The 20,801-nt window shown below is 73.3% G+C and carries 2 protein-coding genes; both read left to right on the plus strand.

What is annotated here, in order from left to right; genetic code table 11:
* Positions 1-10 precede the first annotated feature (10 nt).
* Positions 11-15,568: an SDR family NAD(P)-dependent oxidoreductase gene (locus LWF15_RS11830; RefSeq protein ID WP_408623068.1), complete on the plus strand. Its 15,558-nt coding sequence runs from the start codon at positions 11-13 to the stop codon at positions 15,566-15,568.
* A 70-nt stretch (positions 15,569-15,638) separates the two neighbouring features.
* Complete coding sequence (locus tag LWF15_RS11835) at positions 15,639-20,771, plus strand: type I polyketide synthase (protein WP_232810501.1); 5,133 nt, start codon at positions 15,639-15,641, stop codon at positions 20,769-20,771.
* Positions 20,772-20,801: the final 30 nt, after the last annotated feature.

Raw genomic sequence — 20,801 nt, forward strand, 5'->3', positions numbered from 1 at the left:
GAGCCTCGCCGTGTCGATGAACGAAGAGAAGCTGCGCGACTACCTGCGGCGGGCTGTCGCCGACCTGCACGACACCCGCGAGCAGCTGCACACGCTCGAGGCCGCGGCCCGGGAACCGCTGGCGGTGATCGGGATGGGCTGCCGGTACCCGGGCGGGGTGGCCTCGCCGGAGGACCTGTGGCGGCTGCTGGCCGAGGACGGTGACGCGATCTCGCCATTGCCCGCCGACCGCGGCTGGGAGCTGCCGCCCGGCGACCCGCGGCGCGGCGGATTCCTCGAAGGCGCAGCAGATTTCGACGCGGCCTTCTTCGGTATCTCACCGCGGGAGGCGCTGGCCATGGATCCGCAGCAGCGGGTCCTGCTGGAGACGGCCTGGGAGGCGGTGGAGCGGGCCGGGCTGGATCCGGCCGGGCTGCACGGCACCCGCACCGGTGTGTTCATCGGCGCCAGCGGGCAGGACTACGGCCAGGTGCTCAGCCGGGCGCCGGGCGACTCGCAGGGGCACGCGGTGACCGGACTGGCCGGCAGCGTGGTCTCCGGGCGTCTGTCCTATCTGCTCGGCCTGGAGGGCCCGGCCGTCACGGTGGACACCGCCTGCTCCTCTTCGCTGGTCGCCCTGCACCTGGCCGCGCAGGCGCTGCGGCTGGGCGAGTGCACGCTGGCGGTGGCCGGTGGGGTCACGGTGATGTCCACCCCCGGCGGCTACATCGGTTTCGAGGGGCAGGGCGTGCTGGCCTCGGACGGCCGGTGCAAGGCCTTCTCCGAGGCGGCCGACGGGGTGGGCTGGTCCGAGGGCGCCGGGGTGCTGCTGCTGGAAAGACTTTCCGACGCCGAGCGCAACGGGCACCGGGTGCTCGCCGTGATCCGTGGTTCGGCGGTCAACCAGGACGGAGCCTCCAACGGCCTTTCCGCCCCCAACGGCCCGGCCCAGCAGCGGGTGATCCGGCAGGCCCTGGCCAACGCGGGCCTCACCACCGAGCAGGTGGACGCGGTGGAGGGACACGGCACCGGCACCGCCCTGGGCGACCCGATCGAGGCTCAGGCCCTGATCGACACCTTCGGCCGGGACCGGGCCCGCCCGCTCTGGCTGGGGTCGGTCAAGTCGAACATCGGCCACTCCTCGGCCGCCTCCGGCGTGGCCGGGGTGATCAAGATGGTCCTGGCCCTGCAGCACGGAAGGCTGCCCCGCACCCTGCACGCCGCCGAGCCCTCGTCCCGGGTCAACTGGCCGGCCGGACCGGTCCGGCTGCTGTCCGAACCGGTCGACTGGCCCCGGCAGGAGCAACCGCGCCGGGCCGGCGTGTCGTCCTTCGGGGTCAGCGGCACCAACGCCCACGTCCTGCTGGAGGAGGCGGCCGACGTCCCGGCCCGGGCGACCGCCCCCGAGTCCCCGGCCGCGCTGGCCTGGCCTCTGTCGGCCCGCACCGAACCTGCCCTGCAGGAACAGATCACCCGTCTGGCCGGGCACGTCACCGACCAGGGCCTGGACGCTCTGGACGTGGCCGCCTCCCTGGCCTCGACCCGAACGCTCTTCGCGCACCGGGCGGTGGCGGTCGGGCTGAAACGTGACGACCTCACCGGCGACCTCAGCGGCGCCGGGCTGATCCGCGCAGTGGCCGACGTCGAGGGCCGCACCGTGTTCGTCTTCCCCGGCCAGGGCGCGCAGTGGACCGGCATGGGGGCACGGCTGCTGGAGGAGTCGCCGGTCTTCGCCCGGCGCCTGCAGGAGTGCGCGGCCGCGCTGGAACCGTACGTCGACTTCTCGGTGCTGGACGTCGTGCGGCAGATGCGTGACCTGGACCGGGTGGACGTGGTCCAGCCGGTCTCGTTCGCCGTCATGGTCTCCCTGGCCGCGGTCTGGGAGTCGGCCGGAGTACGCCCGGACGCGGTGATCGGGCACTCGCAGGGCGAGATCGCGGCCGCCTGCGTGGCGGGTGCCCTCAGCCTTCCGGATGCGGCCAAGGTGGTGGCCCTGCGCAGCCAGGCCATCGCGCAGCAGCTGTCCGGGCACGGCGCGATGGCCTCGATCCCTCTGCCTGCGGCCGAGATCCAGCTGCCGGCCGGGGTCGGGGTGGCCGCGCAGAACGGGCCGCGTTCGACCGTGCTGGCCGGCGACGCGATCGCCCTGCAGACAGTTGTCGAGCAGCAGGTCGCGGCCGGGGTCCGGGCCCGGATGATCCCGGTCGACTACGCCTCGCACTCCGCCCAGGTCGAGCTGGTGCGCGATCAGGTGCTGGACGCTCTGGCCGGGCTCGGTCCGACGGTGCCCTCGATACCGATGCTCTCCACGCTGACCGGTGAATGGGTGGGCGAGGCAGACCTGGACGCGGACTACTGGTTCCGCAACCTGCGCCACACGGTGAACTTCCACCAGGGCGTGGAACGGCTGCTGGACGAGCGATACCGGGCTTTCGTCGAGGTCAGCGCCCATCCGGTGCTGACCGTGGGAGTCCAGGAGGCGGTGGACGACCGTCGGCTCAACGCGGTGGTGGCCGGCAGTCTGCGTCGTGAGGACGGCGGCTGGGACCGGGTGCTCACCTCACTGGCCGAGGTCTTCGTGCGCGGCGTGCGGGTGGACTGGGCCGGGCTGTTCGCCCAGGGCCGGCCGGCCGACCTGCCCACCTACCCCTTCCAGCGGGAGCGCTTCTGGCCCGACGGCGAAGGAGTTGCCGCCGGCGACGTGACGGCGGCCGGGCTGACCGGTGCCGGGCATCCGCTGCTGGGTGCCTCGCTGAGCCTGGCCGGCGGGGGCGGCCAGGTGCTGACCGGCCGGATCTCGCTGCGCTCACAGCCCTGGCTGGCCGGGCACACCCTCGGCGGGCAGGTCGTGCTGCCCACCGCCGCCCTGGTCGAGATGGCCGGGCGGGCCGGTGACCAGGTCGGCTGCTCCCGGATCGAGAACCTGACCCTGCTCAGCCCGGTGGTGGTCCCGCCCGAAGAGGGGATCACGGTGCAGGTGTGGGTCGGCGAGCCGGAAGGTTCGGAGAACACCCGCACGGTGAGCGTGCACTCCCGGGTCTGGGGGCCCGGCCACGACATGGACGACTGGACGCTGCACGCCGAGGGCCGGCTGTCCGACGCCGGGGAACCACCCGCGGCGCCTGAGGGGGCCTGGCCACCGCCGGGTGCCCAGCCGCTGGAGTCGGACGACTGGACCGATCGCTGGGCCGAGGACGGCTTGGAACTTGGCCAGGCCTACGTCGGTGTGAGCGCGCTCTGGCGTCGGGGCGAGGAACTGTTTGCTGAGATCTCGCTGCCCACGGGCGTCTCCTCAGCCAGCTCCTACGGCATGCATCCGGTGCTGCTGGACACGCTGGCCCGGGTCGGCGGCCTGCAGGTGGCCTCCGGTCTGGTCTGCGACTGGCACGGGGTGAGCCTGCACGCCGGGGGCGCCACCACCGTGCGGGCCCGGCTGAAGCGCACCGGTGAGGACCGGCTGTCGGTGTCGGCCGTGGACACCGGGGGTGCCGCGGTGCTCTCGGTGGACGCGGTGGTGCTGCGCCCGGTCCGACTTCCGGCTGTGGAGACCGCTGCCGATCCTGTCTACTCGGTGGTCTGGCAAGACGCGGCCGACAGCGCGGCCGTCTCCCCCTCCGCCCCACCGGTCGAGGTCAGCGACGCCGCCGAGCTGGCCGGTCTGGCCGAGGAGCAGCCGGTGCCGGCGCTGGTCGTGGCCCGGGTGGGAGCGGCCGCACGGTCGGACGTGGTGGCGGCAGTGCACCAGCAGACCGCCCAGGTGCTTGAACTGCTGCAGGCCTGGCTCGCTCAGGACCGCTTGGCCGGCTCCCGACTGGTGCTGGTGACCCGGGGTGCGGTCGCCGCCGACCCCGGAGCGGATGTGAGCGACCTGGCCGGGGCTGCGGTGTGGGGGCTGGTGCGCAGCGCCCAGTCCGAGAACCCCGACCGCTTCCTGCTCGTCGACCTCGACCCGAATCCCGAACCGGATCTCGGCCCGGACCTCGAGCCCGACGAGAAGCGGGCGGTGCCGTTGTCGGCCGTGCTGGCCTGCGCCGAACCGCAGACGGCAGTACGCAACGGCAAGGTGCGGGTACCGCGTCTGACCCGGGTCGAGCCGTCCACCCTGCAGCCGGCTTTCGGACCGGAGTCCCGGGTCCTGATCACCGGCGGCACCGGCGGCCTGGGCGCGCTGCTGGCCCGGCATCTGGTCACCCAGCACGGTGTGCGCCACCTGGTGCTGGTCAGCCGCCGCGGCCCGGAAGCCCCGCAAGCCACCGAGCTGATCGAAGAACTCACCGCACTGGGGGCCGAGGCCGAGGCCGTGGCCAGCGACGTGGCCGACCGCGCGCAGGTCGAGCAGCTGCTGGCCGGCCGGACGATCACCGGGATCGTGCACGCGGCCGGGGTTCTCGACGACGGCGTGATCGGCTCGCAGACCCCCGAGCGGATGGCGAGGGTCATCCGTCCCAAGGTGGACGCCCTGTGGCACCTGCACGAACTGGCGACCGAGGTCTCCGAGTTCATCGTCTTCTCCGGCCTGGCCGGTGCCCTGGGAGCGCCCGGACAGGGCAACTACGCCGCAGCCAACTCCTTCCTCGATGCCTGGGCCCAGCACCGCCGGGCCACCGGCCGCCCCGGCCGCAGCCTGGTCTGGGGCGTGTGGGAACAGAACACCGGGATGACCGGCGGCCTCGGCGACATCGATGTCCGGCGGATCCAGGCATCCGGTCTGCCGCCGATGACCGACCGGCAGGGCCTGGCCCTGTTCGACCAGGCGCTCACCCTCACCGATCCGGTGGTGGCGGTGGCCCGCTGGGACCTGCCCGCCTTCCGCGCGCTCGGTGAGATCCCGCCCCTGATGCGAGGTCTGGTGCGCGGTGGCCGCCGGTCAGCGGCCGGCGGACCGGCCACCGGTGCCGATTCGGGCCTGCTGCGCAAGCTCATCGGGGCACCGCCCTCGCAGCAGCAGCACGTGGTACTCGAACTGGTGCGGGCCGAGGCGGCGCGCGCGCTCGGCCATCCCTCGGCCGAGCTGATCGACACCCGCAGCGAGTTCCGCGGTCTGGGCTTCGACTCCCTCACCGCCCTGGACTTCCGCAACCGGATGTCCACCGCCACCGGCCTCCGGCTGCCCGCCAGTCTGGTCTTCGACCACCCGACCCCCACCGTCCTGGCTGACTTCCTGCTCGGTGAACTGCTCGGCCGGCAGGAGGAAACGGTGGTCACCGGGGCCGCGGTCACCGGTGACCCGGTGGTCGTGATCGGGATGGCCTGCCGCTACCCCGGCGGCGCGCACAGCCCCGAGCAGTTGTGGCAACTGGTCTGCGACGAGGGTGACGCGATCACCACCGCGCCCCACGACCGGGGCTGGAAGATCCGCGCCGACCGCCCCATGCTCGGCGGATTCCTCGACGGGGTGGGTGACTTCGACGCCGGCTTCTTCCGGATCTCGCCGCGTGAGGCCCTGGCGATGGACCCGCAGCAGCGACTGCTGCTGGAGACCGCCTGGGAGACGATCGAGCGGGCCGGGATCGACGCCACCACCCTGCACGGCAGTCCCACCGGAGTTTTCGTCGGAGGCACCGGCACCGGCTACCAGATGCAGGCCGACGCCTCCGGTCACCTGCTCACCGGCATGACCACCAGCGTCCTGGCCGGCCGGCTGTCGTACACGCTGGGCCTGCAGGGGCCCGCCTTCACCGTCGACACCGCCTGCTCCTCCTCGCTGGTCGCCCTGCACGTGGCCGCGCAGGCGCTGCGCAACGGCGAGTGCTCGCTGGCCCTGGCCGCCGGGGTGACGGTGATGGCCACCCCGATCGGCTATTCGGAGTTCGAGTCGCTGGGGGGCCTGGCGGCCGACGGGCGGTGCAAGGCCTACTCCGACGCGGCCGACGGGATCGGCTGGTCCGAGGGCGTGGGTGTGGTTCTGCTGGAGAGGCTTTCGGACGCCCGGCGCAACGGGCACGAGATCCTCGCGGTGGTGCGGGGGTCGGCTCTGAACCAGGACGGAGCCTCCAACGGCCTGTCCGCCCCCAACGGCCCGGCCCAGGAGCGGGTGATCCGTCAGGCGCTGGCCAATGCGGGAGTGGCTGCGCACGAGGTGGACGTGGTCGAAGGGCACGGCACCGGAACGACTCTGGGTGACCCGATCGAGGCCCAGGCGCTGCTGGCCACTTACGGTCAGGATCGTGAACGGCCGTTGTGGCTGGGCTCGGTCAAGTCGAACATCGGGCACGCCCAGGCCGCCTCCGGGATGGCCGGGATCATCAAGATGGTGCAGGCCCTGCGTCACCGTCGGCTGCCCCGCACCCTGCACGTGGACGCGCCCTCCACGCACGTGGACTGGTCGGCCGGAGCGATCGAGCTCCTGCGCGACCCGGTGGACTGGAACCCCTCGGATCATCCTCGTCGGGCGGGGGTCTCGTCGTTCGGGGTCAGCGGAACCAATGCCCATGTGGTGCTGGAAGAAGCGCCTGAGCAGCCGGAGCCGTCAGCGCTCCGGCCCGTTGCTCCGCCGGCGACGGCTTGGCCGGTCACGGCCAAGAGTGCTGCGGCGTTGGTCGGTCAGGTCGAACGGCTCACGGACGTGGCCGGCGGGCTTGAGCCGGTCGATGTCGCCTTCTCGTTGGCGGCCTCGCGGTCAGTGTTCGACCATCGCGCAGTCGCGATCGGTGCCGGTTCTGTAGAGCTTGTGGACGCTCTGGGCGGGCTTTCGGGTCGAGGCACCCAGTCGGATGGTGGCATCCGGTCGGCCCACTTCGTTTCCGGGGTGGCTGATGTGGACGGCCGCACGGCCTTTGTGTTCCCGGGCCAGGGTGCGCAGTGGGTCGGGATGGGCGCGCGTCTGCTGGATGAGTCGCCGATCTTCGCGGCCCGGATGGCTGAGTGTGCGGCGGCCTTGGCGCCGTTCGTGGACTGGTCACTGCTCGATGTGGTGCGCAGCGGTGCCGATCTGGACCGGGTTGACGTGGTTCAGCCGGTGTCGTTCGCAGTCATGGTGTCCTTGGCGTCGGTATGGCAGTCGGCCGGCGTGGAGCCGGAGGCTGTGATCGGGCATTCGCAGGGTGAGATCGCGGCCGCGGTCGTAGCCGGAGCCCTGAGCCTGCCGGACGGTGCTCGGGTGGTGGCGTTGCGCTCTCAGGCCATTGCCGCGAGGCTGGCGGGCCGGGGTGCAATGGCTTCGGTGGCGCTGCCGATGGCTGAGATGAGCGTGCCGGAGGGTGTTTCGGTCGCGGCAGTGAACGGGCCGCGCTCGGTGGTGGTGGCCGGCGACCCTGAAGCCGTGCAGGCGCTGGTGGACTCCTGCACCGCGCAGGGTGTGCGGGCGCGGATGATCGCGGTGGACTATGCCTCGCACTCGGCCCACGTGGACGACGTCGAGGCCGAGCTGGCGCAGGTGCTGGCCGGGCTGGAACCACGGCCGGCCTCGGTGCCCATGCTGTCGACGCTGACCGGTGAATGGCTGGAAGGCACCGAACTCGACGCGGGGTACTGGTTCGCCAATCTGCGGAACCCGGTGCGATTCCACACAGCGGTGGAGCGCCTGCTGGGGGAGCGGTTCCGGGCCTTCATCGAGGTCAGCTCGCACCCGGTGCTGACCTTCGGGGTGCAGGAAGCGATCGACGAGCAGGACGCGGCCGCAGTGGTGACCGGCACCCTGCGCCGCGACGAGGACAGCTGGGCCAGGGTGCTGACCAGTCTGGCCGAGGTCTTCGTCCGTGGGGTGGCGGTGGACTGGGCCGCCCTGTCTCCCGGCCGGCGGGTTCCGCTGCCCACCTATGCCTTCCAGCACCAGCGGTACTGGACCGGCGCTCAGGCGGCCGGTGATGCCAGTGGTCTCGGGCAGACCGGGATCGGTCACCCGCTGCTGGGAGCCGCCGTCGGCCTGGCCGGTGGCGACGACGTGCTGCTGACCGGGCAGATCTCGGTGCAGGCCCAGCCCTGGCTGGCCGACCTGCAGCTGGCCGTACCGGAGGGAATGGGGGACGAGGCGCAGCGCCGGATCGTGGTTCCCGCCTCGGTGCTGGTCGAGCTGGCCGGGCTGGCCGGTGATCAGGTCGACGGCGAGCGCATCGAGCGGCTGGAGACCCCACGGCCGCTGCTTCTGGGGCCCGAGGAGACGCTGGCTCTGCAGGTGCGGGTGGGCGACGCCGACGACGCCGGACATCGGCCGGTCAGCGTCTACGCCCGCCCGGCCGGGGACGGTGTTCTCGACCAGGCGCCGTGGGTGGCCTACGCCACCGGCCTCCTGGGCAGCCACAGCGCAGCTGAGCCGGCCTTCGACGGGTCGGAATGGCCACCTGCGGGCGCGGTTCCGGTCGGCGTGGACGAGGTGTACGAGCAGTGGGAGGCCGACGGGCCGGGTATCGGTCCGTCCTATCGAGGGCTGCAGGCGGTCTGGCAGCGCGACAGCGAGGTCTTCGCCGAACTGGCCCTGCCCGACCCGGCCGGTGAGCCCGGCACGTTCGGGATGCACCCGGCCCTGCTCGAGGCCGCGCTTCAGGCGAGCGTGCTCCTGGATTCCGGGACCGATGCCGGTCCGGCCGAGGCGACGGTGGCCGAGTGGCGCGGGATCCGGCTGCACGCCACCGGTGCCACCCGGATGCGGATCCGGCTGAGGGCCGACGGGCCCGGCCGGTTCTCGCTGGCCACCGCCGACGGGGCCGGCGCGCCGGTGATCACCGTCGAGAGCATCGAACTGCGGGCCCCCGAGCACTCCGCGTCCACTTCTGGCACTGGGTGGCTGAGGCCGGAGTCCTGGCTGCGGGAGACCTGGACCCCCGCTCAGCCCCTGGCCCCGGTGGCGGGGGTGGCCGACCCGCAGCTTCCGGACCTGGCGTTCCTGCGCCTGGACGACGAACTGCCCGAGGAACCGGTCCCACCGCTCGTGGTCGTGCAGATCAGCCGGCCACCCACCGGCCCGGACGTTGCCCGTTCGGTGACCGAGGACGTCCATGCCCGGACAGCTCGGGTGCTGGAACTCTTGCAGACCTGGCTGGCCGAGGCGCGCTTCAGCGACTCCCGGCTGATTCTGTGCAGCCAAGAGGCGGTCTCGGCCACCACCGCCGAGCCGGTGACCGACCTGGCTGCGGCCGCCGTCTGGGGCCTGGTCCGTAGCGCCCAGTCCGAGAATCCCGACCGGTTCCTGCTCGTCGACAGCGACGTGGTCGAAGGGCTGCCGGTAGCGGCGCTGATCGCTTGTGCCGAACCGCAGATGGCGGTCCGCAGCGGCGTGGTCCTGGTGCCCCGACTGGGCCCGGCCCACGCCGGAGAGGAACCGGCGGCCGAGTTCGGCGAAGAGTCCAGTGTCCTGATCACCGGCGGCACCGGAGGTCTGGGAGCTGCCCTGGCCCGGCACCTGGTCCGCCGCCACGGCGTCCGCCGGCTGCTCCTGGTCAGCCGGCGCGGCCCGCAGGCCCCCGGTGCGCCGGAGCTGCAGCAGGAACTCACCGAACTCGGCGCGACCGTCTCGGTGCAGGCCGCCGACCTGGCCGAGCGCGAGCAGGCCACGGCGGTGTTGTCGGCCCATCCGGTGAACGCCGTGGTGCACGCGGCGGGCGTCCTCGACGACGGGTTGATCCAGAGCCTCACCCCGCAACGCCTGCGCACGGTCCTGCGGCCCAAGGTGGACGCGCTGGTCAACCTCGAGGAACTGGCCCCCGACCGCACCGCGTTCGTCGTCTTCTCCGGCCTGGCCGGGGCCCTCGGTTCGCCCGGCCAGGGCAACTACGCCGCGGCCAACTCGTTCCTGGACGGCTGGGCCCGGCAGCGCCGGGCCGCCGGCCGGCCCGGCCTGTCCCTGGCCTGGGGTCTGTGGGAACAGGCGACCGGGATGACCGGGGCGATGAGCGAGAACGACGTCCAGCGCTCCCGGGCGGCCGGGCTGCCGCCGATGTCCACCGAAGAAGGACTGGCCCTGTTCGACGGCGCCTGCCGCACCGGCGACGCCGTGGTCGCGGTGGCCCGCTGGGACCTGAGGGCGGTCCGGGCCCGAGGCGAGGTGCCCCCACTGCTGCGGTCTCTGGTGCGCTCCGGCCGTCGCGCCGCGGTCGCCGCCACTGGTGACGCCGGTTCGGCCCTGGTCCGACAGATCCGCTCGGCCTCACCGGCCGAGGCCCTGACCCTGGTGCAGGACCTGGTCCGCAGCCAGGCAGCCCGGGCGCTGGGACTCTCCCCGGGCGAGCAGCTCGACCTACACACCCAGTTCCGGGACATCGGCTTCGACTCGCTGACCGGCCTGGACTTCCGCAACCGGGCCGGGGCGGCCCTGGGCCTGCGGCTGCCCGCGGGCCTGGTCTTCGACTACCCCACCCCCCGCGTGCTGGCCGACTTCCTGCTCGGCCAGATCCTCGGCCAGGCCCAGTCGGAGACGGTCGTGGCCGCCCCGCCGTCCACCGACCCGATCGTCATCGTCGGGATGGCCTGCCGGTTCCCCGGCGGCGCGGACAGCCCGGACCACCTCTGGCGCCTGGTCCACGAGGGTGTCGACGCGATCGGGCCGGCGCCGGACGACCGCGGCTGGCCGGTGTCGCCGAACCCGCTGCGAGGCGGTTTCGTGCCCAGCGTCACCGACTTCGACGCCGCCTTCTTCCGGATCTCGCCGCGTGAGGCGCTGGCGATGGACCCGCAGCAGCGGCTGCTGCTCGAAACTGCCTGGGAAGCAGCCGAACACGCTGGGATAGACCCGTCCCGCCTGCGCGGCAGCGACACCGGCGTCTTCGTCGGCGGCACCGCCATCGGCTACGAGGTGGACGTCGAGTCGTCCGGGCACATGATCACCGGGCAGACCACCAGCGTGCTGTCGGGGCGGCTGTCGTACGGACTGGGCCTGCAGGGGCCGGCGGTGACGGTGGACACGGCCTGTTCCTCGTCCCTGGTCTCGATGCACCTGGCTGCCCAGGCCCTGCGCGCCGGCGAGTGCTCGCTGGCCCTGGCCGGAGGCGTGACGGTGATGGCCACACCGGCCGGCTTCCTGGAGTTCGGGGCGCTGGGCGGGCTGGCCGGTGACGGCCGTTGCAAGGCCTACTCCGACGCGGCCGACGGAGCCGGCTGGGGTGAGGGGGCCGGGCTGGTCGTGCTGGAAAGACTGTCCGACGCACGCCGCCGCGGGCACACAGTGCTGGCCGTGGTCCGCGGCTCGGCCGTCAACCAGGACGGCGCCTCCAACGGCCTGACCGCGCCCAACGGCCCGGCCCAGCAGCGGGTGATCCGGCAGGCCCTGGCCAACGCCGGGCTGCTGGCGGGCGAGGTGGACGCGGTCGAGGGCCACGGCACCGGCACCCGCCTGGGCGACCCGATCGAGGCCGACGCCCTGCTGGGCGCCTACGGTCAGGACCGCACCCGGCCGCTCTGGCTCGGTTCGGTGAAGTCCAACATCGGCCACACCCAGGCCGCCGCGGGGGTGGCCGGGGTGATCAAGATGGTGCAGGCCATCCGGCACGGCGAACTGCCCGCCACCCTGCACGCCGAACAGCCCTCGCCGCACGTGGACTGGGCCTCCGGCCAGGTCCGGGTGCTGAGCCGGCCGGTGGAGTGGCCGACCACCGGAGCCCCGCGCCGGGCGGGCGTGTCGGCCTTCGGTATCAGCGGCACCAATGTCCACCTGATCCTTGAACAGGCCCCGGAGGCCGAGGCCGAGGCCTCGGCAAGTGACGAGCCCGGTGGCGTACTGCCGGTGCTGGTCTCCGGCCGCAGTGCCGCCGCGTTGCAGGCCCAGGCCGCCCGACTGGCCGAGGTGCACTCGGCCGGCCTGGACGACCTGGCCTTCTCGTCCGCGACCACGCGGGCCGATCTGGAGCACCGGGCCGTCGTGCTGGTCGAGAACCTCGCGGGCCTGAACGAAGGCCTGGCCGCGCTGTCGGCGGGCCGGCCCGACCCGGCCGTGGTGACCGGCCAGAGCAGCGGCCCCGAGCCCCTTGCCGTGCTGTTCTCCGGCCAGGGCGGGCAGCGGCCGGGAATGGGGAAGGACCTCTACGCCCGCTTCCCGGCCTTCGCCCAGGCCTGGGACGAGGCCGTACAGGCGCTGGAGCAGCACCTGAGCCACCCGGTCGAACTGGACGGCGACCTGAGCCGCACCGGGCAGGCCCAGCCCGCCCTGTTCGCCCTGCAGGTGGCCCAGTACCGGCTGATCGAGTCGTGGGGCCTGGCGCCGGAGGTGCTGGTCGGGCACTCGGTGGGGGAGATCGCCGCCGCCCACGTCGCCGGGGTGCTCTCGCTGGCGGATGCGGCCCAGCTGGTGGCCGTGCGCGCGGAGTTGATGGATGCCCTCCCCGGTGGCGGGATCATGGTGGCCGTCCCGGTCGGTGAGGACGAGGTCTCGTTGGAGGGGCTCGAGGACCGGGTGGCGCTCGCTGCGGTCAACGGCCCGCGCTCGGTGGTGCTCTCGGGTGAGCGGGACGCCGTCGAAGAGGTGGCGGCCCGCTTCGCCAAGAGCCGCCGGCTCGCGGTGTCGCACGCGTTCCACTCACCACTGATGGAGCCGATGCTCGAGGAGTTCGCGGCAGTGGTGCGGCGGTTGACCTTCGCCGCGCCGCAGATACCGATCGTCTCCACGGTGACCGGTTCGGCCGAGGCAGACCTGACCGATCCCGGCTACTGGGTCGAGCACGCCCGCCGCCCGGTGCGTTTCGCGGATGCGGTGTCGGTGCTGCAACAGCGGCGGATCGGCGGTTACCTGGAACTGGGGCCGGACGGCACCACCGCGGCCCTGGTGAAGGATGTCGTCGACGCAGCCGTGGTACCGCTGCTGCGCCGGGACCGGTCCGAGGAGCGCACCGCGCTGCAGGCCCTGGCCGGGCTGCACGTGCGGGGCGTCCCGGTCGACTGGGCCGCCGTGCTACAGCCCCTCGGCGGGCGGCGGGTCGACCTGCCCACCTACGCCTTCCAACGAGAACGGTTCTGGCCCAGCGGCGCTCAGTCCGGTGCCGGTTCTCCGGGCCTGCCCGGCGCGGTCGCCGTGCGGCACCCGCTCCTTTCGGCCGGTGTCCGTCTGGCCGATCCGGCCGGCTGGCTCTTCAGCACCACGATCTCGCCCCGCTCGCACCCCTGGCTGCAGGAGCACACGGTCGACGGGGTGGCGGTGCTGCCGAGCGGGGCACTGATCGAGATGCTCGGCCGCGCCGGGGACGAGGTGGGTTGCCCGGTGGTGCGGGAGCTGGAGGTGCTCAGCCCGCCGGTGCTTCCCGACCGCGGGCAGCTCGCCGTGCAGATCCGGCTGGACGATCCGGAGTCGGCGGACGAGCCGGAGATCCGCCGGGTGCGGGTGCACACCCGGGTCGAGGACGGCAGCAGCGACACGCAAGGGTGGACGCTGCACGCCACTGGAATGGTTGGCGCCGGGCGCGAGGGTGAACCGGTTGTGCCGTCGGCCTGGCCCCCGCCCGGAGCCTCGGCCCTGGACCGCCCGGCCGTCCCGTCCACGGTGACCGTGAACGGCCTGTGGCGCGTGGGCGAGGACCTGGCTATGGAGCTGGCGCTGGCCGAGCCGGGTCGGGCCACCGGATTCGGCCTGCACCCGGCGCTGCTGGAGACCGCCGGGACCTTGGTGGGTACAGGCCTGCCCTCGGTCTGGAAAGACGTGCAACTGCACGCGACCGGTGCCACTGCGCTGCGCATGCTGGCGCGCCACAACCCCGATCAGACGGCCTCGCTGGTGGCGACGGACCCGGCCGGCGCCGTGGTGGTCTCGGCCGGTGAGGTGCGGTTGCGGCCGGTCGGCCGGGAGGACCTGGTGTTCGGGACCGACCCGGACGAGCGGGAGATCCGCGACTCCCAGTTCCGGGTGAGCTGGGAACGCCTGGCCGATCTGACCGACCTGGCCCACGGCGTACCGGAAACGGTTCTGGAAGTGACCGGCCCGAGCCAGATCGGGGCCGAGACCGACACCCCGCCCGAGGTGATCGCCTTCCGGATCGCCCCGGCCGGCCTTGCCGACGCGCCGGCCGCGGTCCGCACGAGCACCGCCTCGGCGCTGGCCGTCCTGCAGGCGTGGCTCGGCGACGACCGGCTGTCCCGGACCAGGCTGGTCCTGATCACCCAGGGCGCCGTCGTCGCGCAGGACGAAACCGTCGCCGATCTGGCCGCCGCGGCCGTCTGGGGCCTGGGCCGCAGCGCCCAGACCGAGAACCCGGGCCGGCTCCTTCTGCTCGACGCCGACGGCCCCGACATTCCCTGGGCCCAGGTTCTCGGCAGCGGCGAACCTCAGCTCGCACTGCGGGGCCGCAACCTCTACGCCCCCCGGTTGACCCGGGTACCTCCGGCCTCGGCCCCGAACTCCTGGAGCCCGGACGGCACGGTGCTGATCACCGGAGGCACCGGCGGACTGGGCGCTTTGGTGGCCCGCCACCTGGTCGCCGAGCACGGCGTGCGCCACCTGGTCCTGACCAGCCGGCGCGGGCCGCAGGCCCCGGGCGCCGAGGAACTCGGTGACGAACTGCGGGCTCACGGCGCTCACGTGCAGATCGAGGCCTGCGACATGGCCGACCGGGAAGCGGTGGCCGGCCTGCTCGCCGCGGTTGCGGCCGAGCACCGGCTGACCGGGGTGATCCACACCGCCGGGGTGCTGGCCGACGGTGTGATCGGCTCCCTCGACCCCGAACGCCTGGACACGGTCTTCCGGGCCAAGGTGGACGCGGCCTGGAACCTGCACGAACTCACCCGCGAGCACGACCTGGCCGAGTTCGTCCTGTTCTCCTCCACGGCCGGCACGATCGGCAGCGCCGGGCAGGGGAACTACGCGGCCGGCAATGCCTTCCTGGACGCCCTGGCCCGGCACCGCGACCAGGCCGGGCTGCCGGCCCGGTCGCTGGCCTGGGGGCCGTGGGAACGCTCGGCCGGGATGACCAGCTCATTGGGGGACGTCGACAGTCGCCGGATCTCGCGCGGCGGGGTCCCGCCGTTGTCGGGTGAGCAGGGGCTGCGCCTGTTCGACGCCGCGCTGGCAGTGTCGGAGCCGGTGCTCGCCCTCACCCGGCTGGACCTGGCGTTGCTCGGCTCGGTCGGTGACATCCCGCTGTTGCGGGGTCTGACCGGGGGCCCGCGGCGCTCGGCGGCCTCCGCCCCGGCGGCCGAGAGTCTGGCCGCCGACCTGGCCCGGCACACCCCCGAAGAACAGCTGGAGCTGGTCACCGACCTGGTGGCCGGGCAGGTGGCCTGGGTGCTCGGGCACACCGGCACCGATCTGGTCGAGGCCGAACACCGCTTCTCCGACATCGGATTCGACTCGCTGACCGCGGTCGAGCTGCGCAACGCCCTCAGCGCCCGCACCGGGCTGAGGCTGCCGTCGTCGCTGATCTTCGACCACCCCACGGTGGGCCGGCTGGCCGCTCACCTGCTGGCCGAGATGGCCCCGGACACCGCGCCGGCGGCTCGCCCGGTACTGGCCGAGCTGGACGCCTTCGAACAGAGCCTGCGACAGGCCCCGCCGGACCTGGTGACCCGCACCGGCCTGGCCGTCCGCCTGCGCCGGCTGCTCGGTGAGCTGACCCCGGCGGCGAGCTCGGCCGAGGGCACGGGGCCGGGCGGCAGCGCCCGTGAGCGGCTCGACCAGGCGAGCGCCGACGACGTGCTCGCGTTCATCGACAACGAGCTGGGCCGTCGGCCCGGGCAGTGAACGCCGAACGCCGAACGTGAACGCCGAACGTGAACGCCGAACCCGTATCCCTGCGAAAGCGAGTGTCGCGATGACGGACGACCAGAAGATCGTCGACTACCTGAAGTGGGTCACGGCGGACCTGCACGAGACCCGCCGGCGCCTGGAGGAGGCCGAGTCCGGACGGCACGAGCCGATCGCGGTGGTCTCGATGGCCTGCCGCTTCCCGGGCGGGGTCGGGTCGCCCGAACAGCTGTGGCAGCTGCTGGCCGAGGGCCGCGACGCGATGTCGCCCTGCCCGCCGGACCGCGGCTGGCCGCTGACCCACATGGACCACCTCGCCGGTGGATTCCTCGACGCAGCCGGAGATTTCGACGCCGGATTCTTCGGGGTCTCACCGAACGACGCACTGGCCATGGACCCGCAGCAGCGGCACCTGCTGGAGGTGACCTGGGAGACGGTGGAGCGGGCCGGGATCGATCCGCTCTCCCTGCGGGGCACTCGCACCGGCGTGTTCGTCGGGACCAACGGTCAGGACTTCACCCACGTGGTCGCCGGGGCCGGCCCGCAGGTGCAGCAGCACGCCATGACCGGTCTGCCGGCCAGCGTCCTGTCCGGGCGGATCTCCTACACCTTCGGTCTGGAGGGCCCGGCCGTCACCCTGGACACGGCCTGTTCGTCGGGGCTGGTGGCGATGCACTGGGCCGCGCAGGCGCTGCGGGCCGGGGAGTGCACCAGCGCTCTGGTCGGCGGGGTGACCGTGATGACCACCCCGGGCGCGTTCGCGGGCTTCAGTGAAGGCCTGGCGGTGGACGGCCGGTGCAAGTCCTACGCCGACGGTGCGGACGGCACCGGCTGGTCCGAGGGCGTGGCCGTGCTTCTGCTGGAACGGCTTTCGGACGCCCGGCGGCTGGGGCACGACGTCCTGGCCGTGCTGCGCGGCTCGGCCATCAACCAGGACGGTGCCTCCAACGGCCTGACCGTGCCCAACGGCCCGGCCCAGGAGCGGGTGATCCGTCAGGCCCTGGCCGCCGCCGGGCTCTCCCCGGGCGACGTCGACGCGGTCGAGGGCCACGGCACCGGCACCACCCTGGGCGACCCGATCGAGGCCCAGGCGCTGCTGGCCACCTACGGCCAGGACCGCCAGACCCCGCTCTGGCTGGGCTCGGTGAAGTCGAACCTCGGCCACACCCAGGCGGTCGCCGGTCTGGCCGGGGTGCTGAAGATGATCCTGGCGCTGCAGAACGCACGGCTGCCGCGCACCCTGCACGTCGACCGGCCCTCGCAGCACGTGGACTGGTCGTCCGGGGCGGTCCGTCTCCTCACCGAGGCCGTCGACTGGCCGCAGCCGGAACGCCCACGCCGGGCCGGGGTCTCGGCCTTCGGGATCAGTGGGACCAATGCGCACGTGATCCTGGAACAGGCCCCGCCCACCGACTCGCCCCGGCCCGAGAGCACTTCCGGCCCGCAGCCGACAGCGCTGCTGGTGTCGGCCCGCTCGGCTTCCGGACTCCGGGGGCAGGCCGCCCGTCTGGCCGGATTCCTGAGCGACCCGGCCCAGGACGGGATCGACCTGACCGATGTGGCCCACTCCCTGGCTCATACCCGATCGACCTTCGATCACCGCGCCGTGGTTCTGGCCTCCAGCCCGGCCGATGCCACCTCGGCCCTGCAGTCGCTGGCCGAGGAACGCCTCGACGCCGCCGTGGTGCAGGGCCGCCGCAGCGCCCGCACCCGCTCGGTGATGCTCTTCTCCGGGCAGGGCGGGCAGCGATGCGACATGGGACAAGGCCTGTACCAACGCTTCCCGCAGTTCGCCGAAGCCTGGGACGAGGTCGCCGGGGCGCTCGACCCGCTGCTGGGCCGGTCGCTGACCCAGGACGTGCGGTCCGGGCAGCCCGGGCAACTCGCGGACACCGGGCTGGCCCAGCCGGCTCTGTTCGCCCTGCACGTCGCCTCCTACCGCCTGGCCCGCTCCTGGGGCCTGCGCCCGGCGGTGCTGGTCGGGCACTCGGTCGGGGAGATCGCGGCCGCCCAGGTGGCCGGTGTGCTCAGCCTGCCCGACGCGGCCCGGCTGGTGGCTGCCCGCGCCCGGCTGATGCAGGCTCTGCCGGAGGGCGGAGCGATGGTGGCCGTCCAGGCGCCCGAGAACACGATCGATCTGACCGGTTTCGAGGACCAGGTGTCCGTCGCAGCCGTCAACGGGCCTACGTCGGTCGTGCTCTCCGGTGCCGAGGACGCGGTGCTGGCCGTCGCCGGCCGCTTCGACCGAGCCCGCCGGCTCAACGTCTCGCACGCCTTCCACTCACCGCTCATGCAGCCAATGATGGACGAGTTCACCACCTTGGTGGCGGATCTGGACTTCCAGGAGGCGTCGATCCCGATCGTCTCCACGGTCACCGGGGACGATTCCGCCGACCTGACCGATCCGGGCCACTGGGTCACCCAGGTGACCGCACCCGTCCGTTTCGACGCTGCTCTGAGAGTGGCCGACCGGATCGCCGTCGGCGCCGCGCACCTGACCCTGGGCCCCGACGGCGCTCTGGCCGCGATGGCGGCAGAAGTGCTGACCGACAACGGATCCAGCGCCACCGTGCACCCGCTGCTGCGTGCCGACCACGACGAGACCGACAGTGCGACCCGCGCCGCGGCCGAGCTGCACGTGCGCGGACTGGCGGTCGACTGGGCGCAGATCCTCCCGGCCGGGCGGGTCGTCTCTCTGCCCACCTACGCCTTCCAGCACGAGCGCTACTGGCCGGCCCCCGCCCCGAACGGCAGCGCCACCGACCTGGGCGCCGCCGGGATCACCGACACCCTCCAGCATCCCGTGCTCGGCGCCGGGCTGGTTCCTGCGGCCGGGGGAGGGATGCTGGTCACCGGCCGCCTGTCCCTGCAGAGTCAGTCCTGGCTCGAGGCGTACCGGACCGACGACGAGGCCAGCTTGCCCGCCAGTACCCTTCTGGAGCTGGCGGTCCGGGCCGGCGACGAGGTCGGCTGCGACCGGGTGGAAACCCTGGAACTCACCGCCCCGCTCCGGGTTTCCTCCGAGACCGCCCGCACGGTGCAGGTCGCCCTGGGCGACGCGGACGAGCAGGCCCGGCGCAGGGTGAGGATCTTCAGCCGGGCCGCCGACGCCGCGCCGGAGGAGGAGTGGACCGAGCATGCCCAGGGTGTGCTGGTGGCCGGGGGCGAGCGTTCGGCGGCTTCCGGTTCACCGGTCTGGCCTCCCAGCGGTGCCCTGGCCGTCACCCTGGCCGAGCGCCCGGACTCCCAGGCCGGCCGACGCCCTGAAATGGTGCGCGGTCTCTGGCGCCGCGACGACGAGGTGTTCGTCGAAGTGGCCCGGCCCGAGGAGGAGGCCGAGGCCTACGGTCTGCATCCGGCCCTGCTGGACGCGGCCCTGGGGGTACTGCCCCTGGCCGGTGTGGCGGCCGCACCGCTGGCCTGGCAGGGAGTGAGCCTGCACGCGGAGGGGGCGTCGGTCCTGCGCGTGCGGCTGACCCGGACCGGGCCGGACACGGTGTCTCTGGTGGGTCTCGACGCGGCCGGCGAGCCCGTGCTGTCGGTGCACTCGCTCCGGGTGTGCGAGCCCTCGGCCCTCCCGGCCGGACCCCACGGCAGCGACGCACCGGCCACGTCACTGTTCCGGCTGAGCTGGAACCGGATCCCCGGCAGCGAGCACCTTCCCCAGGACACCCGGCTCGAGGTGGTGCCGTACCGCTCGCCGCTGTCGGCGACGGAGTCCGGCCCGGACGCCGTGGTCGTCGACCTGCGCCGCGACCAGAGCCTGCCGATGATCGAGTCGGTGCACCAGCTCACCCGGCGGGCGCTGGGCCTGATCCACGAGTGGATCGAGGACGAACGCTTCAAGACCGCCCGGATGGTCTTCCTCACCCGCGGCGCGATGGCGGTCACGGACGACGACCCGGTGCTCGACCTGGCCGCCGCCACGGCCTGGGGGCTGATCCGCTCGGCACAGGCGGAGAACCCGAACCGGTTCGTCCTGCTCGACCTCGACGACGGTTCCGAAGGCTCCGACGCCGTCGTTCAGGCGGCGCTGGCCACCGGGCAGCTCCAGGTCGCAGTCCGGGCGGGGGCTCTGCACGAGCCCCGGATCAGCCGGCAGGCACCGCTGCGCCGGCCCCGGTCCTGGAACCCCGACGGCACGGTCCTGATCACCGGCGGCACCGGCGGCCTGGGCGCCCGCCTGGCCCGCCACCTGATCACCGAGCGCGGGGTCAGGCACCTGGTTCTGACCAGCCGCGCCGGCCTGGACGCGCCCGGCGCCCGGGAACTACGCGAAGACCTGGCCGCCCTGGGCGCCAGCGCCCACATCGCGGCCTGCGACGCCGGTGACCGCACCGCCCTCTCCGCGCTCCTGGCCGAGATCCCGCCCGAGCACCCGCTGACCGCCGTGATCCACACGGCCGGGTACCTGGACGACGGCATCGTGGCCAGGGTGAGCCCGGACAGTCTCTCCTCCGTCCTGCACCCGAAGGTCGACGGCGGCTGGCTGCTGCACGAGCTCACCCAGCACCTGCCGCTGGAGGAGTTCATCCTGTTCTCCTCGGTGGCAGGCACCCTGGGCGGGGCCGGGCAGGGCAGCTACGCCGCCGCCAACGTGTTCCTCGACAGCCTGGCCCGCTACCGGCACCAGGCCGGTCTGCCCGCGACCGCGATCGCCTGGGGCCCCTGGTCGCAGGGCGCCGGCATGACCAGCAACCTGGCCAAGGTGCAGATCCAGCGGATGATCCGTACCGGTCTGCCGCCGATGGCCCAGCCCGACGGCCTGGCCCTGTTCGACGCGGCGATCGGCCTGGGCCGGCCGGAACTGGTGGCCACCCGCCTCAACCTGAACACCCTGCGCCGGGCCCGGGACATCCCGCTGCTGCGCAACCTGCGCCGTGGTCAGCGTCCCCGTGCCGCGTCCGCCCCCTCGGCCCAGAGCCGCTACGACCAGCTACGCGTCCTGCCCGAGGCGGTCCGCCGGGAAGAACTGCAGGCGCTCGTGACCGAGCGGGTCGCAGCCATCCTCGGGCACTCCGACGCAGACGCGGTCGACACCGAACAGGGCTTCCTGGAGATGGGTTTCGACTCGCTCGCGGTGATGGAGCTGCGCTACCTGCTCTCCCGGGCCACCGGCCTCGAGCTGTCGCCGTCCACCGTGCTCGACGAGCGCGATCCGCAGGGCCTGACCGAGTGGATGGTCGCCGCCTACGCCTGAGCCCGTCCAGTCCTGACCTCTCGACCGAAG

The sequence above is a fragment of the Kineosporia rhizophila genome (assembly GCF_021277265.1).
GTDB lineage: Bacteria > Actinomycetota > Actinomycetes > Actinomycetales > Kineosporiaceae > Kineosporia > Kineosporia rhizophila.

Coding starts and splice junctions, on each gene's coding strand:
- LWF15_RS11835 (WP_232810501.1), top strand. CDS start 15,639: ATGACGGACGACCAGAAGATCGTCGACTACCTGAAGTGGGTCACGGCG.